Origin of the sequence: Streptomyces sp. NPDC088261 (genome assembly GCF_044740805.1) — a bacterium.
Taxonomy (GTDB): Bacteria; Actinomycetota; Actinomycetes; order Streptomycetales; family Streptomycetaceae; genus Streptomyces.
This window is the reverse complement of sequence record NZ_JBIURL010000010.1, coordinates 74,373-98,098: the sequence shown is the minus strand read 5'-3', so window position 1 is coordinate 98,098 and position 23,726 is coordinate 74,373. Positions and strand designations below refer to the sequence as shown.

Sequence of the window (23,726 nt, the reverse complement as noted above, 5' to 3'; positions counted from 1 at the left end):
CGCCGCGCCGCGCCCCCGCCCGTCCGGCACTCCGGACGCACCGAGGTCTACCGCCGTAACGACCGCCCGAACCCCGCGGCCAGCGGCATCCGCAGGCCCAGCGGCGGCGGAGCCGCCAGCGCGTCCGCGACCGGCCGGGAGTAGGTGCGCGACAGCAGCGCGCCCAGGACGAAGTCCGTGGCCAGCGCCAGGACTTCGCCGTGGTGCTGGCGCAGCGCGTGGCCGTCCGAGTGGACCTCGAAGCGGCAGATGTCGCGGTTGGTCTTCTTGGCGCGCTCGGCCAGCCGGTACGACAGTTCGGGGTCGGTCCGCGCGTCGTTCGTACCGTGCATGATGAGCACCTGGCGTCCCACCAGCTGCCGTACCGGCTCCTGTTCACCCGCCACGTCGTCCTCGGGCAGCCAGGGCGCCATCGCCAGCGCCGAGTTGACCGCCGGATGGCCGGCGGCCCGCAGCGCCGCCCGGCCGCCCATGCCGTGCCCGACGAGGCACACCGGCACGTCGCCGTACCGCCGCAGCACCTCGTCCGCCGCCCAGCGGGCGTCCGCCGCGAGCCGCGCGTCCACGCCGTTCCAGCCGCGCAGGCCGTACCGCACGACGTGCACCACCAGCCCCTCGCCCGCGCCCGACCTGGCCAGCGACCGCGCGAGCGACATCACCCCCGCGTGCGACACGAGGGAAGGCCGCCGGAGCGACACCGCGTCCCCCTCCGGGAGGACCAGCACCACCCCGCCCGTCGCCGAACCCGTGGGCGGCGGCAGGACGGCCCGCCCCAGCCGCGCGTGCGGCTCCCCGCGGCCCGAACGCCCCTGCCCGTCCCCACCCGCCATGCGCTCCCCCGGCCCGGGAACTGCCCGCTGTCCCATAACAGAACAGTCTCAGAAGGACAGGTGTACTCCACCCGTCCGCACGGTCACTGTTACGTATCGACCCCGGGTGATCTACGCGCGTAGGCGCTAGAGTGCGGGGATGACGAGCCAGACCTTCCGTCCGCCCACAGCCGACCAGATCCGCCGCGCCCCCAAGGTCCTTCTCCACGACCATCTGGACGGCGGGCTGCGCCCCGGCACGATCATCGACCTCGCCCGCGAGACGGGGTACACGTCGCTGCCCGAGAACGAGTCCGACAAGCTCGGCCTCTGGTTCCGCGAGGCCGCCGACTCGGGTTCGCTGGAGCGCTACCTGGAGACCTTCGCCCACACCTGCGCCGTCATGCAGACCCGTGACGCGCTCGTGCGGGTCGCCGCCGAGTGCGCGGAGGACCTGGCCGAGGACGGCGTGGTGTACGCGGAGATCCGTTACGCCCCCGAGCAGCACCTGGAAGGCGGTCTCACCCTCGAAGAGGTCGTCGAGGCCGTCAACGCGGGCTTCCGGGAAGGCGAGCGGCGCGCCCGCGAGAACGGCCACCGCATCCGTATCGGCGCCCTGCTCACCGCCATGCGGCACGCGGCCCGCGCCCTGGAGATCGCCGAACTGGCCAACGGCTACCGCGACTCGGGCGTCGTCGGCTTCGACATCGCCGGCGCCGAGGCGGGCTTCCCGCCCACCCGCCACCTCGACGCCTTCGAGTACCTGAAGCGCGAGAACAACCACTTCACGATCCACGCGGGCGAGGCCTTCGGCCTGCCGTCCATCTGGCAGGCCCTCCAGTGGTGCGGCGCCGACCGCCTCGGGCACGGGGTGCGGATCATCGACGACATCGACGTCGCCGAAGACGGCGCGGTGACCCTCGGCCGCCTCGCCGCGTACGTACGCGACAAGCGCGTCCCGCTGGAGCTGTGCCCCAGCTCCAACCTCCAGACGGGCGCGGCCACCTCGATCGCCGAGCACCCCATCGGGCTGCTGCGGAAGCTGCACTTCCGGGCGACGGTCAACACGGACAACCGTCTGATGAGCGGCACGAGCATGAGCCGTGAATTCGAGCTGCTGGTCGAGGCGTTCGACTACGCGCTCGACGACATGCAATGGTTCACAGTCAATGCGATGAAATCAGCATTCATTCCTTTCGATGAACGACTGGCCATGATCAATGACGTGATCAAGCCCGGATACGCCGAGTTGAAATCCGAATGGCTGTTCCGGCAGACGGCTGTGACCAGCGAGTCCGTGGTCTGATTCACGGGAGTACGGGGATCGGGGCGCCACCGGGAACACAGAATTCCCGTGGCGCTCCGGTGTTTGCGGGCGGCGGGCGCGCTGGCTACCTTGCAGAGCCGCTCATATTCCCCCTTCCCCAAGGACGAAAACCCAGATGAAGCAGTCCGCTGTCAAGACTCTCGGTGTCGCCGCCCTCGGTGCCGCCCTCGCCGCCACCGCCGCCGCGGGCAGCGCCTCCGCCGCCCCCTCCGTGCCCGACGCCGGCAACGCGCTGGACCTCGTCTCCCGGACGCTTCCGTCGGAGGACATCGCCGAGCAGCTCCCCATGGGCGTCGACGGCGCGCTCCTCGCGGGCCGCAGCGCGCTCAGCACCATCCAGCAGACGGCCCCGATCGCCGTCGGCGCGCTCCAGGCGGGCCCGGCCGCGGGCCTCCTCGGCGGCCTCCCGGTCAAGGGCGCCGCGGTCTGAGGCAGTACCCCCCGGGAGGCTGACGCGGCCCTCGGAGGCCGACGCCCCTCGGAGTCCCCGTACGCGCAAGGGGCGCACACCCGTCGATCAGGGTGTGCGCCCCTTCGGGACGGTCGGCGGCTGTCTCTACCAGGCGGTGGTCGCGTCCCGCTTCTCACCGGGCAGGAACACCCACAGCGCCAGGTACAGCAAGAACTGGGGACCCGGCAGCAGGCACGAGACCACGAAGATCACACGCATCGTGGTCGCGGAGGTGCCGAAGCGCTGGGCCAGCGCCGCGCACACTCCACCGATCATGCGTCCCTCTCGGGGGCGGACCAATGCGGCCATGATGAACTCCTTCGCGAGACCGTTCGGGAGTCTGTCCGTCGCAGCTCCCCTTCTCTTCCATGGTGCGCCGGAGGAGGGGTTCGCGCCTCGCTCTACGGGGCCACGCCGACCCTGGGAATCGTCGGGGTCGCCCCCTGGGACGACTCCTCCCACGGGAGGGGTACCTGGTCATCCCCGGGGGACGAGGGGGTACGGGGGGTGTGGGGGCGCCTCCTGCGGCGCATCCGGGACCGGGTCGCCGGGACAACCGCCAGGTGCGCGAGGGCCACCCCGGTCGTGTTCAGCAGCAGGGAGTCCACGTCGACCACCTGACCGGGCACCCCGGTCTGGAGCAGCTCGATCGCCAGCGAGATCAGCGCGCCCGCCGCGACCGTACGGGCCAGGGAGGCCCAGGGGGAGACGGCCAGCCGCCCGCCCGCCACCGGCAGCAGCACCCCGAGCGGGGCCAGCAGGAGCAGTCCCTCCGCGATGCGGCGGAAGGCCTCGACGGGACCGAGCGCGAGATCCGCCCTGATGCCCGCGAAGGGTCGCAGGTTCGCCGCGGTGACCCACATGACATCGAGCGGGCGGAGCGTCAGCCACGCCACGACCAACAGATGCGTGACGAGGAGAACGAGCCCCGCCGTACGGATACGGATGACGGCACTGCCGTCCGGGCCTTGGCGCACGCATCCCAAGACGCCACGCCCGGGACGAACGGTTCCGCTCCGTACCCGGGAACAGCGGGTTGAGACCCGGATCACCCGGCCGCCAGGCCCATGTCCGTCTCGTCCTAGGAGGAGACGGTGTCCCTCCTCCTAGGACGGGGGAGAGGCGGTGACCGGGCCCAGGGTCGGTACGGACGAGTCAGGCCGCTTCTTCGTCTCCTCCGCGCACACGTACGCACGCGGCGGATAGTCGCCGGGACCGGCCAGGACGACCTTCCCGTCCGTCGCCGCGCTCTCCGCGAACGTACAGACGATCTGCGCGAGCGCGGCGGCCGGCAGGTCCTCCGGCTGCCGGCTCAGCCGCAGTGTGCCCGCCGGGTCGGCGGAGCGCCCCGGGGAGACGGCCAGCGGCCCCCGTACGTCCGTGGTGAAACCGGCCTCCCGCTCGGCGGCCGACGGCCGCGCCTGGAGTTCGTCCAGCAGCACCTGCGCGAGCCGCGCGCGGGTGTCCGTGGTCTTCTCCTCCGGGATCCGCGCGGCACGCTCCACCGACGCCAGCTCGGACGCGCACTCCAGGTACACGCGCACCGGCAGCCCCGGCGCGGCCTGCGTGATCACGTCCTTGCGCGGCACCTCGCACGGCATCCGCGAGGGCGCGGGCCCGGCGTCCACCGGCACCGACGTGGTCCTGATCCCGCACGCCGTGGCGCAGAACGCCAGCGCGAGCACCCCCGCCAGCATCCCGCCCGTACGGCGCGTACGGCTCACGCGTCTCACCGTACGTCGCCTCCCTCTCGCGTTTCCCGACCGCGGCCCCGATCCCGGTCCCGGCCCCCGTCCTGGCCCCGGTCCGCGTCCGCGGTCCTGGAGCCGTCCCGGGGCAGCCGCAGCACGAACATCGCACCGCCGTCCGGCACATTCGCCGCCGTGATGTCCCCGCCGTGGATATGGGCGTTCTCCATCGCGATCGACAGCCCCAGCCCACTGCCCTCCGAGCGCGGCCGGGACGCGCTCGCCTTGTAGAACCGGTCGAAGACGTGCGGCAGGACGTCCTCGGGGATGCCGGGCCCGTGGTCCCGTACCTCGATCACCAGCTCCTCGCCCTCCGTCCGCACCGCCACCCGCACCGGCGAACCGCCGTGCTTGAGCGCGTTGCCGATCAGATTCGCCAGGATCACGTCGAGCCGGCGCGGATCCAGCCGCGCCACGATGCCGCGCTCCGCGTCCAGGTCCACCGCGTCCAGCCAGGCCCGCGCGTCGATGCAGGCCGTCACCTGGTCGGCGACGTCCACGTCGTCCAGGACGAGCCGGGCCGTACCCGCGTCAAAGCGGGTGACCTCCATCAGGTTCTCCACCAGCACGTTCAGCCGGCGCGTCTCGCTGACCACCAGCGTCACCGCCGGCGCGATCATCGGGTCGAGGCTGTCCGCCTCCTCCTCCAGGACCTCCGCCACGGCGGTCAGCGCCGTCAGCGGCGTCCGCAGCTCGTGCGACATGTCCGCGACGAAGCGGCGGCTGGACTCCTCCCGGGCGCTCATGTCCGCGACCTTCTTCTGCAACGACTCCGCGGCGTTGTTGAACGTACGGGACAACTCCGCCAGCTCGTCCGTCCCCGACACCCGCAGCCGCGTCGCGAACTTGCCCTCGCCGAGCTGCCGCGCCGCCTCGCCCAGCCGCTGCACGGGCTTGAGCACGGTCGTGGCGGCCGCCTGCGCGAGCAGCGCCGAACCGACCAGGGCCAGGGCGGTGGCGATCCCCAGCGACCAGGCGAGCGAGTTGAGGTCGGCCCGCTCCTGGTCCAGGGACTTGTACAGATAGCCGGTCGGGCCGCCGCCGATCACGCGCGTCCCGCCCACCAGATACGGCGTCCCGTGGCGCTCCGTACGCTGCCAGAAGAGATGGAAGGGGTACTTGTTCCCCGACGTCACCGCCTGCCGCCGGTTCACCGCGTTCCGCAACGAAACCGGTACGTCGTCCAGCGTGAAGGTGTCGGGGTCGGAGGCGCCCACGATCGGTTTCCCCTCGGCCCGCTCGCCGATCAGCAGGACGCTGTAACCGGGGCTGTCGCCCGCCATCTGCTCGGCGGTGCTCTGGAGCTCGCTCTGCTGCGGCCGCAGCGGCAGGTCCGCCGCGCGGTTCTGCATCTCCTGGTGGAAGTCCGTCAGCGCCGCGTCCTGCGTCCGTGTGAGGACCGCCTCGCGGTTGAGCCAGTACGCGATGCCCGACGCGGACACCGCCGCCGTCAGCGCCACCGCGCCGAAGACGACCACGAGCCGCAGCCGCAGGCTGGTCCAGCGCAGACTGGCCATGACGGCCTTCTTCGCGGCACTGCCGCGCGCGACCCGGCTCTCCGGCGGGCGCCCGTCTATCGCGCCGTCGTCCGCCGTACCGCCGCCCGCGCCGTCCCGCACGCCCTCGCGCACGGAGTCACGTACGCCGTCACCCACCGGACCGCCGTCCGGGCCGCGCCCCACCGCCACGCCACTCACGAAGGGGCGTCCAGCCGGTAGCCCACCCCGCGTACCGTACGGATCAGCGTCGGCGAGGACGGCACGTCCTCCACCTTCGCCCGCAACCGCTGCACACACGCGTCCACGAGACGCGAGTCGCCCAGGTAGTCGTGCTCCCACACCAGCCGCAGCAACTGCTGCCGCGACAACGCCTGCCCCGGCCGGCGGCTCAGCTCCAGCAGCAGCCGCAGCTCCGTCGGCGTGAGCTGGAGATCCTCGCCGTTCTTCGTGACCGTCATCGCGGACCGGTCGATCACCAGCGACCCGAACGACGCGGAATCGGTCGACTCACGCTCCCCGCGCCGCAGCACCGCGCGGATCCGGGCGTCCAGCACCCGCCCCTGCACCGGCTTCACCACGTAGTCGTCCGCGCCGGACTCCAGCCCGACGACCACGTCGATGTCGTCGTTGCGCGCGGTCAGCAGGATGATCGGCAACTGGTCGGTGCGCCTGATGCGGCGGCACACCTCGAAACCGTCGATCCCGGGCAGCATCACATCCAGCACGATCAGGTCCGGGCGCTGCTCGCGCAGCAGCTTCAGGCCGTCCTCTCCCGTCGCCGCGGTGGCCACACGGTGGCCCTGGCGTGACAACGAGAGTTCGAGGGCCGTGCGGATGGCGTCGTCGTCCTCGATCAGCAGCAGGAAAGGCACGCGGGCCATTCTGTCCCATGGGGGGACCGGAGTTCGACAGTTGGAGCGCTCCCAGTGTTCCGGCCCTCTTCGACCGGTGCTTCCACCGGTGCTTTCACCCTGCTTCCACCGCGCTTCCCCACCGCTCCACGACCCCTGTGACAGGCCTGTGACAGTCGGCGGACAGGTCCATGAAACTGCCCCGGCAATCTCATGGGCACAGGGAAAAGAACAGACTCCAACCGACGGGGGGCGCGAGATGAACGCACTGCACGGCACCACCTCAAGCGCAGTTGTCACGCGTCTCCACGACGTCACGCGGAGCACCGAGAAGTCCGGCGCCGTGAACGGGCGGGGGTGCGTGCGCGGCGCCGGGCGTCAGGTCAAGACCTCGTCGTACATGACGCTGGTCGAGAAGGAGAGCGCGGAAGACGCGTTCACCGCCTACGTCCAGGAGCGCCGCGCCTCCCTGTACGCCACCGCCTACCACCTGACCGGCGACCGGTTCGAGGCCGAGGACCTGCTCCAGAGCGCGCTGTTCTCCACGTACCGCGCCTGGGACAGGATCAGCGACAAGGCGGCGGTCGGGGGTTACCTCCGCCGCACGATGACCAACCTGCACATCAGCGCGTGGCGCAGGCGCAAGCTCAACGAATACCCGACGGAGGAGCTGCCGGAGACGGCGGGCGACACCGACGCGATGCGCGGCACGGAACTGCGCGCGGTCCTCTGGCAGGCGCTCTCCCGCCTCCCCGAGACCCAGCGCACGATGCTCGTGCTGCGCTACTACGAGGGCCGTACCGATCCCGAGATCGCGGACATCCTCGACATCAGTGTCGGCACGGTGAAGTCCAGCATCTGGCGGTCACTCCGCCGGCTGCGCGAGGACCAGGTCCTCAGCTTCGGCCGTGACGAGGAAGAGTCCTTCGGCGAACTGGTCGCCTGAGGGCAGTGGGGGGCCTGCCGTCTCGGGGGAGACGGCGGGGAGTGGGGGGAAGCACGGGGGCACGGGGGGAAAGGCGAAGCGGCTCGTACAGGTCCGGGGGGTCCTGTACGAGCCGCTTCGTCGTGCTTTCGGCGCACCTCTGTCCGTACGGGCTGTACGGGGTGCTCAGCGACCGCTAGCGGTGGGGGCGGCCGTGGTCCCGGCGGGGGCCGTCGCCGGTGCCGGAAGGACCACCGGTGCCGGGAGGGCCACCGGGTCAGGAAGAACCGCGGCCACCTTCGTGACCGCAGCCTCGATACGGCTCAGCGCCTCCGCCTTCGCACACGGGTGCGCGCCCAGGGCCGCCTGACGGGCCACGATGCCCCGTTCCGCGCGCATCAGGCGCCACCCCCGGCGCAGCAGGAACGGGACCGACTTGCGGCCCTCGCGCAGATCGCGCAGCAGACGGCGGCGGTACGTGGTCGAGGGGCGGCCCCGCAGGCAGAGCGCGTCCGCCAGGAGGCCCAGCTCGCCGCAGCGGGCGACGATGTCGGCGGCGAAGATGCCCTCCGCGACGAACACCGGCGCGTGCCCGAGGTCGAAGGACTCCGTGTCCTCGCGCGAACTGGTCGCGATCGAGTAGACGGGGACGGTCGTACGGCCCGTACGGCACAGCTCCGCGATCGACGCGACAGCGGCGTCCGCGTCCCAGGACAGGGGCGAGTCCCAGTCGATGTCCGAACTGCCGGGGACGAGCGGGAGCGTCGGGTCGACGCCTTCCTTGTAGAAGTCGTCGAGGCGCAGCACGGGCAGGCCCGTACGGGCGGCGAGGGACGACTTGCCGGAGCCGGAGGGGCCGGCGAGCAGCACGACCCGGGTCGGGTGCGGTTGGAGGCTCACGGGACACCAGTCTGGCGTACGGACCGCCGGAGGGGATCCCCGGGGAGGGTTCGGGGTGAATTGTTGGTGTCGGAGAGGGCCGGTCAACTACGCTACGTGTCATTCCGATTACACACACCACTCGGCCAGGCAGGAATCCCCATGGCACGTCACGCAGCTCGTCCCTCTCCGCGCCGCGCTCTGCTGCGCGCCGGTCTGACCGTCACGGCGGCCGGTGCGGCCCTCGGCCTGGCGGGCACGGCGGCCGACGCGGCTCCGGCGGTGGCGCCCGTGGCCGCCTCGGACGACACGTCGCTGGCGGCGGCGGGCTCAGCGGCGGCGTCGGGCCTCACGGGGGCGCTGACGCACACGGCGCGCCCGCTCACGAGCCTCAAGCTGCACCCGCTGGCGGGCACGGGCGTGGACCCGCTGGACAACGCGGTGGGCACCCAGATCGGCGACTTCAAGCCGGTCTCGACGGCCCGTCTGACGGCCCCGGTCACCAGCGGCGGAGCGATCAAGGACCTGCCGGTGGCGGGGGCGGTGACGGGGCTGCTCACGGGGTGAGCGGTCGGGGCCGTACGGGACGGTGCCCGCCGTTCGACTCGACAGAACGGCGGGCACCCTCACGTACCACAGCGGCCCCTCACAAACGCGTCAGTACGACGCGCCCGAGGTGCCCAGCTTGCCCGTCGGGTGCCAGACCGTCTTCGTCTCCAGGAACGCCGTCATGCGGCGCGTGCCGGGGTCGGCCGTCCAGTCGTCGGCGCGGCGGCGCAGGACCCGCTTGACGTTGTCCGCCGCCGCGATCTCCAGCTCCTTGGCCAGCGCCTCGTCCGCGCCCGTCAGGTCGATGCCGTTGACGTCCTGGTGCGCGGCCAGCGGGGTCGCGATCTCCGCCGTACCGCCGGACAGGATGTTGACCACGCCGCCCGGCACGTCGGAGGTGGCCAGCACCTCGCCCAGGGACAGCGCGGGCAGCGGGGACGACTCGCTCGCCACCACGACCGCCGTGTTGCCGGTGGCGATGACCGGGGCGAGGACGGAGACCAGGCCCAGGAAGGACGACGCCTGGGGTGCCAGGACCGTCACGACACCGGTCGGCTCCGGGGTGGAGAGGTTGAAGTACGGTCCGGCGACCGGGTTGGCGCCGCCCACGACCTGGGCGATCTTGTCGGTCCAGCCCGCGTACCAGACCCAGCGGTCGATCGTGGCGTCGACCAGCGCCGCCGCCTTCGACCGGGAGACGCCCTCCGACGCGGCGACCTCCTGCGCGAACTGGCCCCGGCGGCCCTCCAGCATCTCGGCGACGCGGTAGAGGACCTGGCCGCGGTTGTACGCGGTCGCGCCCGACCAGCCGCCGAACGCCTTGCGGGCCGCGACCACCGCGTCCCGCGCGTCCTTGCGGGACGACCGGGGGGCGTTCGCCAGCCACGTGCCCTTGGAGTCCGTCACTTCGTACACCCGGCCGCTCTCACTGCGGGGGAACGCGCCCCCGACGTACAGCTTGTAGGTCTTGAGGACGGACAGTCGCTCGTCAGACATCGAGGTATGCCTCCAGGCCGTGGCGGCCGCCCTCGCGGCCGTGACCCGATTCCTTGTAGCCGCCGAAGGGCGAGGTCGGGTCGAACTTGTTGAACGTGTTGGCCCAGACGACGCCCGCCCGGAGCTTGCCCGCGACCGCGAGGATGCGCGAGCCCTTCTCCGTCCAGATGCCCGCGGAGAGGCCGTACTGGCTGTTGTTCGCCTTGGCCACGGCCTCTTCCGGCGTACGGAACGTCAGCACGGACAGCACCGGGCCGAAGATCTCGTCCCGCGCGACGGTGTGCGCCTGGGTGACGTTCGTGAAGAGCGTGGGCGCGAACCAGTAGCCGGCGGAGGGGAGTTCGCACGCGGGCGACCAGCGCTCCGCGCCCTCGGCCTCGCCCGTCTCCGCCAACGCCTGGATACGGGACAGCTGTTCGGCGGAGTTGATCGCGCCGAGGTCCGTGTTCTTGTCCAGCGGGTCACCGATCCGCAGCGACGACAGCCGGCGCTTGAGCGCGTCCAGCACCTCGTCGTGGACCGACTCCTGCACGAGCAGGCGCGATCCGGCGCAGCAGACCTGGCCCTGGTTGAAGAAGATGCCGGTGACGATCCCCTCGACGGCCTGGTCGACCGGCGCGTCGTCGAAGACGATGTTCGCGCCCTTGCCGCCCAGTTCGAGCGTGATCTTCTTGTCCGTTCCCGCCAGCTGCCGGGCGATGGCCTTGCCGACGCCCGTCGAGCCGGTGAAGGCGATCTTGTTCACGTCCGGGTGCGCCACCAGCTCCGCGCCGGTCGAGCCGTCGCCGGTGACGATGTTCACGACGCCCTTGGGCAGCCCCGCCTGCCGGCAGATGTCGGCGAAGAAGAGGGCCGACAGGGGCGTGGTCTCGGCCGGCTTGAGGACCACGGTGTTGCCGGTGGCGAGCGCCGGGGCGATCTTCCACGCGAGCATCATCAGCGGGAAGTTCCAGGGGATGATCTGCCCGGCGACCCCGAGGGGGCGGGGATCCGCCCCGTACCCCGCGTGCCCGAGCTTGTCCGCCCAGCCCGCGTAGTAGAAGAAGTGCGCGGCGACCGTCGGGAGGTCGAAGTCGCGTGTCTCCTTGATGGGCTTGCCGTTGTCGAGCGTCTCCAGGACGGCCAGTTCGCGCGAGCGCTCCTGGACGATCCTGGCGATACGGAACAGGTACTTGGCGCGCTCGGCGCCCGGCAGCACCGACCACTTCTCGAAGGCCTTGCGGGCGGCCCGTACGGCCCGGTCCACGTCCTCGGCCCCCGCCTGGGCGACCTCGGAGAGCACTTCCTCGGTGGACGGGCTGACCGTCTTGAAGACCTTGCCGCCGGCCGCGTCGGTGAACTCGCCGTCGATGAACAGGCCGTAGCTCGGCGCGATGTCGACGACGGAGCGCGACTCGGGCGCGGGGGCGTATGCGAATGCGTTCGTGCGTGCCACGTTCTTGGATGCCTTCTCTGCTGCCATCTCCGCCTCAGTCCACCGTGACGTAATCGGGGCCGGAGTACCGGCCGGTGCTGAGCTTCTGACGCTGCATCAGCAGGTCGTTCAGCAGACTGGACGCGCCGAAGCGGAACCAGTTGTTGTCCAGCCAGTCCTCACCGGCGGTCTCGTTCACCAGCACCAGGAACTTGATCGCGTCCTTGCTGGTGCGGATCCCGCCCGCCGGCTTCACGCCGATCTGTACCCCCGTCCGCTCCCGGAAGTCCCGGACGGCCTCCAGCATCAGCAGCGTGTTCGCCGGGGTGGCGTTGACGCCGACCTTGCCGGTCGACGTCTTGATGAAGTCCGCGCCGGCGATCATCCCGAGCCAGGAGGCGCGGCGGATGTTGTCGTACGTGGACAGCTCGCCGGTCTCGAAGATGACCTTGAGGCGGGCGGCCCCCGCGGCCTCCTTCACGGCGCGGATCTCCTCGTACACCTTGAGGTAGTGGCCCGCCAGGAAGGCGCCGCGATCGATGACCATGTCGATCTCGTCGGCTCCGGCGGCCACGGCGTCCCGGGTGTCCGCGAGCTTCACGCTCAGCGAGGCGCGGCCGGCCGGGAAGGCGGTGGCGACGGAGGCCACCTTCACCCCCGAACCCGCCAGCGCGGCGACCGCCGTCGCGGCCATGTCCGGGTAGACGCAGAGCGCGGCCGTGGTGGGCGCGGTGCGGTCGGTCGGATCGGGCCGCAGCGCCTTCGCGGCGAGGGCCCGGACCTTGCCCGGGGTGTCCGCGCCCTCCAGCGTCGTCAGGTCGATCATGGAGATGGCCAGGTCGATGGCGTACGCCTTGGCCGTGGTCTTGATCGAACGCGTACCGAGCGACGCGGCGCGCGCCTCCAGGCCCACGGCGTCGACGCCGGGCAGTCCGTGGAGGAACCGTCGCAGTGTGCTGTCGGACGCGGTCGCGTCCACGAATTCGTGGGTGATGGTCGGCATGGTCACCAGAGGAGCATATCTACGCGCGTAGCGGTGTGTACAGGGTCGGCCGCCGTCCGGAGGGGAGCGTTCCCTAGATGTGACCGTGGCCTGACCGTGCTTTTCAGGACGTACGGCAGAATCGGAGGTATGACGAGTACCGACCAGCCCTCCGAGCCGACCTATGCCGACCGTGTCTACCGGTCCTCGGGCGGGATCGCGGGCGGGGTGATGCTGCTCCTGATCTCCGTCTGGCTCGGCGGCGACGCCCTCATCAACGGCACGGGCCGCACGCCGTGGCTCGCGCTGGCGGGGCTGCTGCTGGTGGTGCCGCTCGTCATCGCGTTCACGCTGCGCCCGGCGGTCTTCGCGGGCGAGGACCGGCTCCGGATCCGTAACCCCTTCCGCCTGGTCACCGTGCCGTGGTCGGCGGTGAGGGACGTCCGGGCCGGGTACTCGTGCGAGGTGTTCACGGAGGACGCGGGCAAGTACCAGCTGTGGGCGGTGCCGGTGTCGCTGCGGCAGCGGAAGCGGGTGGCGCGGCGGCAGTCGCGGCAGGCGCATGACGATCCCCACAACATGACGTCCGTCACGGCGGATGTGAACGACACGGGGGCGCGGTTGGCGCAGGCGGACCAGACGGTCCTGGAACTGCGGGAGCTCGCGGAGCGGGGCGGGCGGCGGGGGGCTGCTTCGGAGCGGGTTGCCGTGCGGTGGGCTTACGAGGTGGTTGCCCCTGCGGTGGCGGGGCTGGTGGTCCTGATCGTGCTGCTGCTGACGGGCTGACGCCGCGGTGGGGGGGCGCGGCTTCTTGCTTTGTCCTCGCGCCGGACGGGCGTCTGCGCCCCGGTGGGGGGCGCGGTTTCCTTCTTTGTCCTCAATCGCCGGACGGGCTTCTGCGGCCCGGTGGTGGGCGCGCCCTACTGATGTCCTCAAGCGCCGGACGGGCTGGGTGTGTCGTGGTGACGGGGGGCGGGGCCTCCGGAGGCACGTATGTCCGGACTGCATGTTTTACGGCGCGTGCAAGGTCTTGTTTCGTTAACGGTAGCCATGCGCCACAAAACACGCTTTACGTCCGGTCACACGCACCTCCTCCGACCCCACCCCCCTCACGCCGGGGGTGAAGTGAACGGCCCCGCCCGCCCCGGGGTCCCCGCGGTCCGTTGCGCGGGCGCGGCTTACTGATGTCCTCAAGCGCCGGACGGGCTGGGGGTGTGGCCGGGCGGGCTGGATGGTGCCCCTGCGCGGTGCGCTGGTGCGGGTCAAAGATGTCCTCAAGCGCCGGACGGGCTGGAGAGGGCGTCCGGACGGGGTGGAGAGGGGCGTCCGGGCTGGTCGGAGGTGCGTCGGGCCGGGCTGGCCTCCGTGCCGGTGATGGGTGCGGGTCAACGATGTCCTCAATCGCCGGACGGGCTTGGGGGGGCGTCCGCGCACCGGCTGGGGGTGCGTCGGGACGGGCTGGAGGTTCCTCTGGGCGGGCCCGGGTTGCCCCCGGGTGCGGGGCACTCGGCCCCGCCCTCGCCCGACGGGCCGTCGGTTGCTTGTACGCGGGCCCGGAAGGGGGACGGGCAGGGGTCGTGTCCGGAACGTAAAGCGTGTTTTGTGTCGCATGGCTACCGTCAAACAAGACGAGGGCGCGCACGCGACGTAAAACATGCAGTGCAGGACACGGCCCCTGCCCGGCCCCCGGCAACAACCCGCGCCAGAAAACGCGGCCCGCAGCGGGCACAATCAAGCCCGTCCGGCGATTGAGGACATCAGTAAGCCGCGCCCGCGCCCCGGGCAGACGCCAAAACGGAGCCCGTCCGGCGATTGAGGACAAGAACGAAGCGCAACGGACAACGGGCCACGCCTACCGAAGGCCCGCCGCCCCCGCAACGTCACGCTTCAGGGACGAAAGCACGCCCGTCGCAGACGCCCGCGCCGAAGCCAGCGCCCCCCGCGAGGGAACCCCCACCACGACCTCCAAGTAGCACTTGATCTTCGGCTCCGTGCCGCTCGGCCGTACCACCACCCGCGCCCGGTAACCATCACCCTCCAAGACGTAACGCAAGCCATCCGTCGGCGGCAGCCCCAGCGCGCCCTCGTTGAGGTCCTCCGCCGAGACCACGTCCAGCCCCGCCAGCGCCACCGGCGGGTGCTCCCGCAGGCGGCGCATCGCGTCCGTGATCAGGGACAGGTCCGTGACCCGTACGGACAGCTGGTCCGTCGCGTGCAGCCCGTGCGCGAGCGCGAGGTCGTCCAGCAGGTCGGTGAGCGTGCGGCCCTCGGACTTCAGCTCGGACGCCAGCTCCGCCACCAGCAGCGCCGCCGTGATGCCGTCCTTGTCGCGGACGCCGGCGGGGTCGACGCAGTAGCCGAGCGCCTCTTCGTACCCGTATCGCAGGCCCTCGACCCGGGCGATCCACTTGAAACCGGTCAGCGTCTCCTCGTACCCGACCCCCGCCGCCTCCGCGATCCGGCCGAGCAGCGAGGAGGAGACGATCGACGCGGCGAACGTGCCGGTCGCGCCCTTGTTCACCAGGTGCGCCGCGAGCAGCACGCCCAGTTCGTCGCCCCGCAGCGTCCGCCAGCCCGCGCCCTCGCCGCCCTCGGCGAACTCGGCCGTCTCGTCCGGCACGGCCACCGCGCAGCGGTCCGCGTCCGGGTCGTTGGCGATGATCAGGTCCGGCCGTACCCGCCGCGCCGTCGCGAACGCCAGGTCCATCGCCCCCGGCTCTTCCGGGTTCGGGAAGGCCACCGTCGGGAACGCCGGGTCCGGGTCCGCCTGTTCGGCGACCAGCGTCGGCGCGGGGAAGCCCGCCCGCGCGAAGGCCGCGAGGAGGGTCTCCGTACCGACGCCGTGCAGTGCGGTGTGCACGACCCGCGCCGTCCGCGGTGAGCCCGGTGTCAGGACGGTGTCCGTACGGGCGAGATACGCGTCCAGGACCTCGTCCCCGAGGGTCTCCCAGCCGTCCTCGGGCCGCGGTACGCCGGCCAGCGGGCCGACCGCCGCGATCTCGGCCGCGATCTCGCCGTCGGAGGGCGGCACGATCTGGGAGCCGTCGCCCAGGTACACCTTGTAGCCGTTGTCCCGGGGCGGGTTGTGGCTGGCGGTGACCTCGACCCCGGCGACCGCGCCCAGGTGCCGTACGGCGAAGGCCAGGACGGGCGTCGGCAGCGGACGCGGCAGCACGGCGGCGCGCAGGCCCGCGCCGGTCATCACGGCGACGGTGTCGCGGGCGAAGTCGGCGGACTTGTAGCGGGCGTCGTACCCGACGACCACCAGGCCGCCGCCGTCCCCGCGTGCCTTGAGGTACGCGGCGAGGCCGGCCGCCGCCCGGATGACCACGGCGCGGTTCATCCGCATGGGCCCGGCGCCCAGTTCGCCGCGCAGTCCGGCGGTGCCGAACTGGAGCGTGCCGGAGAAGCGTTCGGTGAGGGCGTCCAGGTCTCCCGCGTCGATGAGCGCGGCGAGTTCGGCCCGGGTGTCCCCGTCCGGATCCTCGGCCAGCCAGGCCTTGGCGCGCGTGACGATGTCCTGCTGCACGGTGGGCGATACCTCCTCGCGCCGGAACCGGCGCCTGCGGGCTGGGGGATGAGGGATAAGGGGTGAGGGGTGAGGGGGATGGGCGGTGAGGGCCGGTGACTGTAAAGGGGGTGACCGGGCCTCGGCCCGGAGATGTGACCCTAGGGCAGACGTGCGGGGCCGGACAGAGGTGCCCGACGCATCCCGTACGACAAAGGCGTCCGACGCATCCTGTACCTCACACCCGCTCCAGCACCCGCGCCAGCAACGCCCCCATCTGCGTCGCCGAGTCGCGGCCCGCCTGGAGCACCTCCTCGTGGTTCAGCGGCTCGCCCGACAGACCCGCCGCCAGGTTCGTGACCAGCGAGATGCCGAGCACCTCCGCGCCCGCCTCGCGTGCCGCGATCGCCTCCAGCACCGTGGACATGCCGACCAGGTCGCCGCCCATCACCCGGACCATGTTGATCTCGGCCGGGGTCTCGTAGTGCGGGCCGGGGAACTGGACGTACACGCCCTCCTCCAGCGCCGGGTCGATCTCCTTGCAGAGCGTGCGCAGCCGGGGGGAGTAGAGGTCCGTCAGGTCCACGAAGTGCGCGCCGACGATCGGGGAGACCGCCGTCAGGTTGATGTGGTCGCTGATCAGGACCGGCTGGCCGGGGCGCATGCCCTCGCGCAGGCCGCCGCAGCCGTTGGTGAGGACGACGGTCTTGCAGCCCGCGGCGACGGCGGTACGGACGCCGTGCGCGACGGCGGCGACGCCGCGGCCCTCGTAGTAGTGGGTACGGCCCAGGAAGACCAGCGCGCGCTTCTCCGCGATCTTGTACGAGCGGATCCTGCCGCCGTGGCCGGCGACCGCGGGCGCCGGGAACCCGGGTAGTTCGGTCACCGGGAAGTCCGCCTCGGGTTCTCCGAGCGCGTCGACGGCCGGTCCCCATCCCGAGCCCATCACCAGGGCCACGTCGTGGGTTTCGGCGCCGGTGAGCTCGCGCAGGAGGCCCGCGGCCTCGGTTGCGGCGGCGTGGGGGTCGGCAGGTCCGTCGGCGAAGGCCGGGTTAACAGATGCGTTCACGCGGATGAGCGTAGCCGGTCGTGCCCTACGCGCGTAGATGACGGGTGGGGCGGCGCCGGGATCGTTAACGTCTTGTTTCCGACAAAAGGATGATCCGTCCGCGTGGCGGGGAGGCCTGATCTGTACGTACGGGGTGTGAAGCCGACCTGTCCGTACGACGACAAAGGCTGATCCGGGTGTACGGCGGTCCGGGCCGATCCGGCCGAACTGCCGCGCCGCGCACCCCGTCCGTACGCCTGCCCGCTCCGCCCCCGCTCAACAGGGGCGCTTGCGCAGCTCCATCACGTAGTCGTGCGGCGCGCCCGCCGAGTCCGCCGCGTCGGCCAGCTCGCCCAGGTAGCGGGCGGACGGCAGGCCGCCCTCGTACCCGTTCAGGACGTACAGCCAGGTCGGCTCCTCGCCGTCCAGCGTGTCCACGCGCACCCGCATCCGCCGGTAGATGTCGAGCCCGACACCCTCCCAGCGGTCCATCGAGTCCTCGTCCATCGGCGCGATGTCGTACAGCGCGACGAAGACCTGGGAGCGCGGCGCTTCCACGATCGTGGCCAGCGCCCCCTCCCAGCCCATCTGCTCCCCACCGAAGGTGAGCCGCCAGCCGTTGAGCCAGCCGGTCCCGCGCAACGGTGAGTGCGGGGCGCGGCGGGACATCAGCCGCGCGTCGAGGTTGCCGGCGTAGGCGGCGTAGAGCGACATGGGTCCGAGGGTACGGGAGGTGGGGGCGTGGCCGCCGGTGCACCGTCAGGACGCCCGAACGGATGGCGGGTGATCTTCGGACGGAGGAACCTGACGGGCGGGGACGAATCCACTTGGCGCGTGCGGGACAATGGGGTACGACTGCATCCCCCGGGGACACCCCCGGAACCCCGGCCGGGGTGTCGATGGGCCGGGTCGACCATGCGAGGCGGACTTTTTCGTGACCCGGATCGTGATCATCGGCGGCGGACCCGGCGGCTACGAGGCGGCCCTGGTGGGCGCCCAGCTCGGCGCGGAGGTGACGGTCGTCGACTGCGACGGGCTCGGCGGCGCGTCGGTGCTGACCGACTGCGTGCCGTCGAAGACGCTCATCGCGACGGCCGAGGTGATGACGTCCTTCGACTCCTCGTACGAGGAGCTGGGCATCATCGTCGCGGACGACACGCCTCCCCTCGAACAGAAGGCCCGGGTCGTCGGCGTCGACCTCGGCAAGGTCAACCGCCGGGTGAAGCGGCTCGCCCTCGCCCAGTCCCACGACATCACCGCCTCCGTCACCCGGGCCGGCGCGCGCGTCATGCGCGGCCGGGGCCGGCTCGACGGCCGGCAGGCCGTGGACGGCTCGCGCCAGGTCATCGTGCGGGCGGCGGACGGCACGGAGGAGTCGCTGACCGCCGACGCCGTCCTGATCGCGACCGGCGCGCACCCCCGGGAGATCCCGGACGCGCGGCCGGACGGCGAGCGGATCCTCAACTGGACCCAGGTGTACGACCTCGACGAGCTGCCCGAGGAGCTGATCGTGGTCGGCTCGGGTGTGACGGGCGCGGAGTTCGCCGGCGCGTACCAGGCGCTCGGCTCGCGCGTGACGCTCGTCTCCTCCCGCGACCGGGTGCTGCCGGGCGAGGACCCGGACGCCGCCGCCGTCCTGGAGGACGTCTTCCGCCGCCGCGGCATGAACGTGATGTCCCGTTCCCGCGCCGAGGCCGTCAAGCGGGTCGGCGACCGTGTCGAGGTGACGCTCTCGGACGGCCGGGTCATCTCCGGTACGCACTGCCTGATGGCGGTCGGCGCGATCCCCAACACGCGCGGGATGGGCCTCCAAGAGGCCGGGGTCGTGGTGAAGGACTCGGGCCACATCAAGACCGACCGGGTCTCCCGTACGTCCGCGCCCGGCGTGTACGCGGCCGGTGACGTGACCGGCATCTTCGCCCTCGCGTCCGTCGCGGCGATGCAGGGCCGTATCGCGATGTACCACTTCCTGGGGGACGCGGTGGCCCCGCTGAACCTCAAGACGGTCTCGTCGAACGTCTTCACGGACCCGGAGATCGCGACCGTCGGCTACAGCCAGTCGGACGTCGACAGCGGCAAGATCGAGGCGCGGGTCGTCAAGCTGCCGCTGCTGCGCAACCCGCGCGCGAAGATGCAGGGCATCCGGGACGGCTTCGTCAAGATATTCGCTCGTCCCGGTACGGGAATCGTGGTCGGCGGCGTCGTTGTGGCGCCGCGGGCGAGCGAGCTGATCCACCCGATCGCGGTCGCCGTGGACAACAGCCTCACGGTCGAGCAGATCGCGAACACCTTCACGGTGTACCCGTCCCTGTCGGGCTCGATCGCCGAGGTGGCGCGGCAGTTGCACACGAAGAGGGCGGCCGAGGAGGCCTGACCGCGCGGGCGGTGGCCGGTCGGTGCCGGCGGTGTGGTCCGGGGCCGGTCGTCCAATACCACTTGCGACGCTCGTCTGTGTACAACTTCTGTTATTCGCCGCAAACTGCTGAAAGCAGACGGTCGTTGGGGTTACTGTCAGTTTCGTGTTCGCTGCAGAACGTCGCCAACTGATCCTCGAAATGGTGCGCGCCAACGGGGCCGTGTCCCTCCGTGAGCTCGCCCGTGTCGTCCAGACCTCCGAAGTGACCGTCCGGCGGGACGTGCGGGCGCTGGAGGCAGAAGGACTCCTCGACCGCCGGCACGGCGGTGCGGTACTGCCGGGCGGTTTCACGCGAGAATCCGGCTTTCCGCAAAAGTCCCATCTCGCAACGGCGGAGAAGACGGCCATCGCCGACCTCGCCGCGAGTCTCGTCGAAGAGGGCGAGGCCGTGGTCGTCGGCGCCGGTACGACCACGCAGGAGCTGGCCCGCCGGCTCGCGCGGATCCCCGGTCTGACCGTCGTCACCAACTCCCTGCTGGTCGCCCAGGCCCTCGCGCACGCCAACCGCGTCGAGGTCGTCATGACGGGCGGGACACTGCGTGGTTCCAACTACGCGCTGGTCGGCAGCGGGGCCGAGCAGTCGCTCCAGGGGTTGCGGGTCAGCCGCGCGTTCCTCTCCGGGAGCGGGCTGACGGCCGAGCGCGGCCTGTCCACGTCCAACATGCTCTCGGCGAGCGTGGACCGGGCGCTGGTGCAGGCGGCGGCGGAGGTCGTCGTCCTGGCCGACCACACCAAGCTCGGTACGGACACCATGTTCCAGACGGTGCCGACCGACCTGATCAGCCGGCTGGTCACCGACGAACCGCCCGCGCACGACGATCGCGCGGGGACGGAGCTCCAGGCGCTCGCCGACCAGGGTGTGCAGATCACGGTCGCGGGCACGGGGCCCGCGGGATCCGGCACCCCGTCGGGTGAGGGCGTCCCGCCGGGTGGCCGGTCCCGCCGGGACGTACCCCTTCCCGGCCAGCGTCGTACGCATACACCGGGCGGGCCGGGGCCGCAGCTCCGCAGTGCGGCAGCCGCGGCGGCCCTTGCGGAGCCGTCGGAGCGGGCGCGGGTGGCGGACATGCGGCGTCGCTGACGGGCGGTGCGGCGCGCTTTGCCGTTGGGGTGCGGGGGGTGCGCGGCCGCCTCGCCGTGGTGGCGCGGGTGGGTGTCCTCAATCGCCGGACGGGCTTGAAACGGTGCTGGGCGCGGGTCGCGGTGTCCTCAATCGCCGGACGGGCTTGATGTGGCCGGGCGGGCTTGATGTGCGGCGCGGGTCGTGGTGTCCTCAAGCGCCGGACGGGCTGGAAGTGGCCGGACCCCGGCTTGAAGTGGCCGGGCGCGGTTGAAGTGGTCGGACCTCGGCTGGAAGTGGCCGCACGGGCTGGAAGTGGTCGGACCTCGGCTTGATGTGGCCGGACGGGCTTGAAGTGGCCGGACCCCGGGTTGAAGTGGCCGGGCGCGGTTGAAGTGGCCGGATCCCGGCTTGATGTGGCCGCACGGGCTGGAAGTGGGTGGGTCCCGGCTGGGAGCGTGTCGCTCGTGGTCTCAGGCCAGGGTGGGTGTTGGTTTCAGGCCCGTCAGGGTCAGGGTCAGTAGGCGGTCCGCCAGGGACGGGTCCGTGGGGGACTGTTCGGCTGCCAGGGCGATCGCGTTCGTGAGCTGCATCAGGTCGTCGATGGACACCTCGGGGCGTACGTGACCGCCCCGCTGCGCCCGTACGAGCAGCCGCTCGCCCGCCGCCCGCAGCGGCACGCTGCACTCCGACAGCGCCGAACTCTCGTCGTGCGACGCCGACATGAGCGCGCGGGAGAGGCCGCGGTACTCACCCGCGTGGGTGATCAACGCCCGCAGCCACTCGACCAGCGCGCCGCACGGCTGCTCCGCCCCCGCCAGTTCGCGCGAGTGTTCCAGCAGCGCGGCCAGCGCCTCCTGGAAGACCGCGCTGAGCAGGGCCTGCCGGGTGGGGAAGTGACGGTAGAGCGTGCCGATGCCCACCCCCGCCCGCCGCGCCACGTCCTCCAGCGACGCGTCCGTGCCGTGCGCCGCGAAACTGGTCCGGGCCTCCGTCAGCAACCGCTCGTAGTTGCGCCGCGCGTCGGCGCGCATGGGCCGGGGCGGCGCCTGCGCCGTACTCCTCGCCGTCATGCGGACTCCTCGTCTCCCCACCGGCGGCCCGCGAACCGGCCCCCGTCGCCCCAAGGATGCCACCGCCCCGCCCGGACATCCCTCCGCGGACACGCGACCGCCCCCGCCGGGAACACCCGGCGGGGGCGGAGACGAGCGTCGTGACGGGGTCGTCAGTCCTTGATCTCGCAGATCAGGGCGCCCGAGGTGACCGAGGAACCGACCGTGGCGTTCAGGCCCTTGACCGTGCCCGAGCGGTGGGCGTTGAGGGGCTGTTCCATCTTCATGGCCTCCAGGACGACGATCAGCTCGCCCTCCTTGACCTCCTGGCCCTCCTCCACCGCGACCTTGACGATCGTGCCCTGCATCGGGGACGCGAGGGAGTCGCCGGAGGCGGCGGGGCCCGACTTCTTGGCCGCGCGCCGTTTGGGGCGCGCGCCGGCGGCCAGGCCCGTACGGGCGAGGGTCATGCCCAGGCTGGTCGGCAGCGAGACCTCCAGGCGCTTGCCGCCCACCTCGACCACGATCGTCTCGCGGCCCGACTCGTCCTCGTCCCCGTCGGCCGCCACGGCGAACGCCGGAACGGTGTTGACGAATTCCGTCTCGATCCACCGCGTGTGGATCGTGAACGGGTCGGCGGTGAAGGCCGGGTCCACGACCACCGCGCGGTGGAAGGGGATCGCCGTGGCCATGCCCTGCACGTCGAACTCGGCGAGCGCGCGCGCCGCGCGCTGGAGCGCCTGCTCGCGGGTGGCGCCGGTGATGATCAGCTTGGCCAGCAGGGAGTCCCACGCCGGGCCGATCACGCTGCCGGACTCGACGCCCGCGTCCAGGCGGACACCGGGGCCGGTGGGCGGCGCGAACGTGGTGACCGTACCGGGCGCGGGCAGGAAGCCGCGGCCCGGGTCCTCGCCGTTGATACGGAACTCGAAGGAGTGACCGCGCACCGCCGGGTCTCCGTACCCCAGCTCCTCGCCGTCGGCGATCCGGAACATCTCGCGGACCAGGTCGATGCCGGTGACCTCCTCGGTGACCGGGTGCTCCACCTGGAGGCGGGTGTTGACCTCCAGGAAGGAGATCGTCCCGTCCGCCCCGACCAGGAACTCGACCGTGCCCGCGCCGACGTACCCGGCCTCCTTGAGGATGGCCTTCGACGCGGCGTACAGCTCCGCGTTCTGCGCCTCGCTCAGGAACGGCGCCGGCGCCTCCTCGACGAGCTTCTGGTGGCGGCGCTGGAGCGAGCAGTCACGCGTCGACACGACCACGACGTTGCCGTGCGTGTCGGCCAGGCACTGCGTCTCGACGTGCCGGGGCTTGTCGAGATACCGCTCCACGAAGCACTCGCCCCGCCCGAAGGCGGCGACGGCCTCGCGCACGGCGGAGTCGTACAGTTCCGGGATCTCCTCCAGCGTGCGGGCCACCTTGAGCCCGCGCCCGCCCCCGCCGAACGCCGCCTTGATCGCGATCGGCAGTCCGTTCTTCTCCGCGAACGCCACGACCTCGTCCGAGCCGGAGACCGGATCGGGGGTGCCCGCGACCAGCGGGGCGCCCGCGCGCTGCGCGATGTGCCGCGCGGCGACCTTGTCGCCGAGGTCGCGGATGGCCTGCGGCGGCGGGCCGATCCACGTCAGCCCGGCGTCGAGGACGGCCTGGGCGAATTCCGCGTTCTCGGAGAGGAACCCGTAGCCGGGGTGGACCGCGTCCGCCCCCGAGTCCTTCGCGGCGCCGAGCACCTTGGCCATGTCCAGATAGCTGGTGGCCGGGGTGTCACCGCCCAGGGCGAACGCCTCGTCGGCCGCACGGACATGCAGGGCATCCCGGTCCGGATCGGCGTAGACGGCCACGCTCCCGATTCCGGCGTCCCGGCAGGCACGGGCGACGCGGACAGCGATTTCGCCTCGGTTGGCGATGAGCACCTTGCGCACGATGGCTCCCTCCTTGGAACAAGCTGAGTTTAGGGACTGCCGACACGCCCCCTCGACCCGTCCCCAGTGGTGAGCTTGCCCACACGGAGCGTGAGTCGAGGCTTGCCCAAGTCGCGAATTCCCTTGTGGCACCACGGTACGCCCGGATCCTCCCCCGCACACTAACGGTCGGGTGCGGTCCGTTTCTCTGTCAGTGTGCCCCGCGCTCGATCGTGTTTCTTTGTTGACTCTCTACGAATGGGCAGATGGTCCGTTGCCTCCGCCCGAGCCCTTGTCCGGCCGTTTAC

22 protein-coding genes are annotated in these 23,726 nt (G+C 71.8%); 7 read left to right on the top strand and 15 right to left on the bottom strand.

The features are described from left to right. Positions 1-47: 47 nt before the first annotated feature. Entirely contained in the window at positions 48-830 is a 783-nt protein-coding gene (locus tag ACIODU_RS20525; RefSeq protein WP_401769516.1) for an alpha/beta hydrolase, read from the bottom strand. A gap of 139 nt (positions 831-969) precedes the next feature. On the opposite strand from ACIODU_RS20525, the gene ACIODU_RS20520 reads away from it, so the two are divergent. After that, positions 970-2,115, top strand: a complete 1,146-nt coding sequence (locus ACIODU_RS20520) for an adenosine deaminase (protein ID WP_401769282.1) — start codon at positions 970-972, stop codon at positions 2,113-2,115. A gap of 136 nt (positions 2,116-2,251) precedes the next feature. Beyond that, complete coding sequence (locus ACIODU_RS20515) at positions 2,252-2,566, top strand: ATP-binding protein (protein WP_161312353.1); 315 nt, start codon at positions 2,252-2,254, stop codon at positions 2,564-2,566. 126 nt (positions 2,567-2,692) lie between these two features. Here ACIODU_RS20515 and ACIODU_RS20510 read toward each other — a convergent pair whose 3' ends face one another. The 5 genes from ACIODU_RS20510 to afsQ1 form a co-directional block, all read right to left on the bottom strand. Next, entirely contained in the window at positions 2,693-2,896 is a 204-nt protein-coding gene (locus ACIODU_RS20510; protein ID WP_161312354.1) for a PspC domain-containing protein, read from the bottom strand. Between the two features lie 92 nt (positions 2,897-2,988). Further along, positions 2,989-3,564: a VanZ family protein gene (locus tag ACIODU_RS20505; protein WP_356423859.1), complete on the bottom strand. Its 576-nt coding sequence runs from the start codon at positions 3,562-3,564 to the stop codon at positions 2,989-2,991. A 129-nt stretch (positions 3,565-3,693) separates the two neighbouring features. Continuing rightward, positions 3,694-4,311, bottom strand: a complete 618-nt coding sequence (locus ACIODU_RS20500; protein WP_356423857.1) for a hypothetical protein — start codon at positions 4,309-4,311, stop codon at positions 3,694-3,696. Between the two features lie 5 nt (positions 4,312-4,316). Then, positions 4,317-6,131: an ATP-binding protein gene (locus ACIODU_RS20495; RefSeq protein ID WP_401769279.1), complete on the bottom strand. Its 1,815-nt coding sequence runs from the start codon at positions 6,129-6,131 to the stop codon at positions 4,317-4,319. Continuing rightward, positions 6,029-6,706 (bottom strand): two-component system response regulator AfsQ1, encoded by a 678-nt coding sequence (afsQ1, locus tag ACIODU_RS20490; protein WP_161312356.1) that lies wholly within the window; start codon positions 6,704-6,706, stop codon positions 6,029-6,031. The genes ACIODU_RS20495 and afsQ1 overlap by 103 nt, the downstream gene beginning before the upstream one ends. Positions 6,707-6,944: 238 nt before the next feature. On the opposite strand from afsQ1, the gene ACIODU_RS20485 reads away from it, so the two are divergent. Beyond that, positions 6,945-7,631, top strand: a complete 687-nt coding sequence (locus ACIODU_RS20485; protein ID WP_401769277.1) for a SigE family RNA polymerase sigma factor — start codon at positions 6,945-6,947, stop codon at positions 7,629-7,631. Positions 7,632-7,796: 165 nt separating this feature from the next. Here ACIODU_RS20485 and ACIODU_RS20480 read toward each other — a convergent pair whose 3' ends face one another. Continuing rightward, on the bottom strand, positions 7,797-8,510 hold the full coding sequence (locus ACIODU_RS20480) for a uridine kinase (RefSeq protein ID WP_401769275.1): 714 nt from the start codon (positions 8,508-8,510) through the stop codon (positions 7,797-7,799). 141 nt (positions 8,511-8,651) lie between these two features. On the opposite strand from ACIODU_RS20480, the gene ACIODU_RS20475 reads away from it, so the two are divergent. Beyond that, positions 8,652-9,056 carry a hypothetical protein gene (locus tag ACIODU_RS20475; RefSeq protein ID WP_401769273.1) on the top strand — a complete coding sequence of 135 codons (405 nt, stop codon included), beginning with the start codon at positions 8,652-8,654 and terminating at the stop codon, positions 9,054-9,056. Between the two features lie 90 nt (positions 9,057-9,146). Here ACIODU_RS20475 and ACIODU_RS20470 read toward each other — a convergent pair whose 3' ends face one another. Genes ACIODU_RS20470 through deoC form a run of 3 tightly spaced genes read right to left on the bottom strand, consistent with a single transcriptional unit; the run spans position 9,147 to position 12,451 of the window. Next, positions 9,147-10,034, bottom strand: coding sequence for an aldehyde dehydrogenase family protein (locus tag ACIODU_RS20470; RefSeq protein WP_161310236.1), 888 nt, complete (start codon positions 10,032-10,034; stop codon positions 9,147-9,149). Beyond that, complete coding sequence (locus ACIODU_RS20465) at positions 10,027-11,469, bottom strand: aldehyde dehydrogenase family protein (protein WP_401769271.1); 1,443 nt, start codon at positions 11,467-11,469, stop codon at positions 10,027-10,029. Before ACIODU_RS20465 ends, ACIODU_RS20470 begins: the two co-directional genes overlap by 8 nt. A gap of 34 nt (positions 11,470-11,503) precedes the next feature. Next, entirely contained in the window at positions 11,504-12,451 is a 948-nt protein-coding gene (gene deoC, locus ACIODU_RS20460) for a deoxyribose-phosphate aldolase (protein ID WP_401769515.1), read from the bottom strand. A gap of 129 nt (positions 12,452-12,580) precedes the next feature. On the opposite strand from deoC, the gene ACIODU_RS20455 reads away from it, so the two are divergent. Continuing rightward, the gene (locus ACIODU_RS20455; protein WP_356423840.1) at positions 12,581-13,216 is read left to right on the top strand and encodes a PH domain-containing protein; all 636 of its coding nucleotides are present in this window, start codon (positions 12,581-12,583) and stop codon (positions 13,214-13,216) included. A gap of 1,066 nt (positions 13,217-14,282) precedes the next feature. Here ACIODU_RS20455 and ACIODU_RS20450 read toward each other — a convergent pair. The 3 genes from ACIODU_RS20450 to ACIODU_RS20440 form a co-directional block, all read right to left on the bottom strand. Then, the gene (locus tag ACIODU_RS20450; protein ID WP_401769268.1) at positions 14,283-15,959 is read right to left on the bottom strand and encodes a phospho-sugar mutase; all 1,677 of its coding nucleotides are present in this window, start codon (positions 15,957-15,959) and stop codon (positions 14,283-14,285) included. Between the two features lie 217 nt (positions 15,960-16,176). After that, on the bottom strand, positions 16,177-17,007 hold the full coding sequence (locus ACIODU_RS20445; RefSeq protein WP_401769266.1) for a purine-nucleoside phosphorylase: 831 nt from the start codon (positions 17,005-17,007) through the stop codon (positions 16,177-16,179). 255 nt (positions 17,008-17,262) lie between these two features. Beyond that, a complete protein-coding gene (locus ACIODU_RS20440) occupies positions 17,263-17,700 on the bottom strand; it encodes a gamma-glutamylcyclotransferase (protein ID WP_161309502.1) in 438 nt (145 codons plus the stop codon). A gap of 220 nt (positions 17,701-17,920) precedes the next feature. Here ACIODU_RS20440 and ACIODU_RS20435 point away from each other — a divergent pair, with 220 nt between their 5' ends. Beyond that, on the top strand, positions 17,921-19,360 hold the full coding sequence (locus tag ACIODU_RS20435) for an NAD(P)H-quinone dehydrogenase (protein WP_356425035.1): 1,440 nt from the start codon (positions 17,921-17,923) through the stop codon (positions 19,358-19,360). Between the two features lie 145 nt (positions 19,361-19,505). Next, positions 19,506-20,483, top strand: coding sequence for a DeoR/GlpR family DNA-binding transcription regulator (locus ACIODU_RS20430; protein WP_356425038.1), 978 nt, complete (start codon positions 19,506-19,508; stop codon positions 20,481-20,483). Between the two features lie 452 nt (positions 20,484-20,935). Here the strand turns inward: ACIODU_RS20430 and ACIODU_RS20425 are convergent, their stop codons facing one another. Next, a complete protein-coding gene (locus tag ACIODU_RS20425) occupies positions 20,936-21,535 on the bottom strand; it encodes a TetR/AcrR family transcriptional regulator (RefSeq protein ID WP_401769263.1) in 600 nt (199 codons plus the stop codon). Between the two features lie 152 nt (positions 21,536-21,687). Continuing rightward, a complete protein-coding gene (locus tag ACIODU_RS20420; RefSeq protein ID WP_401769261.1) occupies positions 21,688-23,439 on the bottom strand; it encodes an acetyl/propionyl/methylcrotonyl-CoA carboxylase subunit alpha in 1,752 nt (583 codons plus the stop codon). Between the last annotated feature and the right edge of the window lie 287 nt (positions 23,440-23,726).

Bases quoted from the DNA above. Each gene is read 5' to 3' on its own strand.
- ACIODU_RS20525 (WP_401769516.1), bottom strand. From the start codon at position 830: ATGGCGGGTGGGGACGGGCAGGGGCGTTCGGGCCGCGGGGAGCCGCAC.
- ACIODU_RS20520 (WP_401769282.1), top strand. From the start codon at position 970: ATGACGAGCCAGACCTTCCGTCCGCCCACAGCCGACCAGATCCGCCGC.
- ACIODU_RS20515 (WP_161312353.1), top strand. From the start codon at position 2,252: ATGAAGCAGTCCGCTGTCAAGACTCTCGGTGTCGCCGCCCTCGGTGCC.
- ACIODU_RS20510 (WP_161312354.1), bottom strand. From the start codon at position 2,896: ATGGCCGCATTGGTCCGCCCCCGAGAGGGACGCATGATCGGTGGAGTG.
- ACIODU_RS20485 (WP_401769277.1), top strand. From the start codon at position 6,945: ATGAACGCACTGCACGGCACCACCTCAAGCGCAGTTGTCACGCGTCTC.
- ACIODU_RS20475 (WP_401769273.1), top strand. From the start codon at position 8,652: ATGGCACGTCACGCAGCTCGTCCCTCTCCGCGCCGCGCTCTGCTGCGC.
- ACIODU_RS20470 (WP_161310236.1), bottom strand. From the start codon at position 10,034: ATGTCTGACGAGCGACTGTCCGTCCTCAAGACCTACAAGCTGTACGTC.
- deoC (WP_401769515.1), bottom strand. From the start codon at position 12,451: ATGCCGACCATCACCCACGAATTCGTGGACGCGACCGCGTCCGACAGC.
- ACIODU_RS20455 (WP_356423840.1), top strand. From the start codon at position 12,581: ATGACGAGTACCGACCAGCCCTCCGAGCCGACCTATGCCGACCGTGTC.
- ACIODU_RS20440 (WP_161309502.1), bottom strand. From the start codon at position 17,700: ATGTCGCTCTACGCCGCCTACGCCGGCAACCTCGACGCGCGGCTGATG.
- ACIODU_RS20425 (WP_401769263.1), bottom strand. From the start codon at position 21,535: ATGACGGCGAGGAGTACGGCGCAGGCGCCGCCCCGGCCCATGCGCGCC.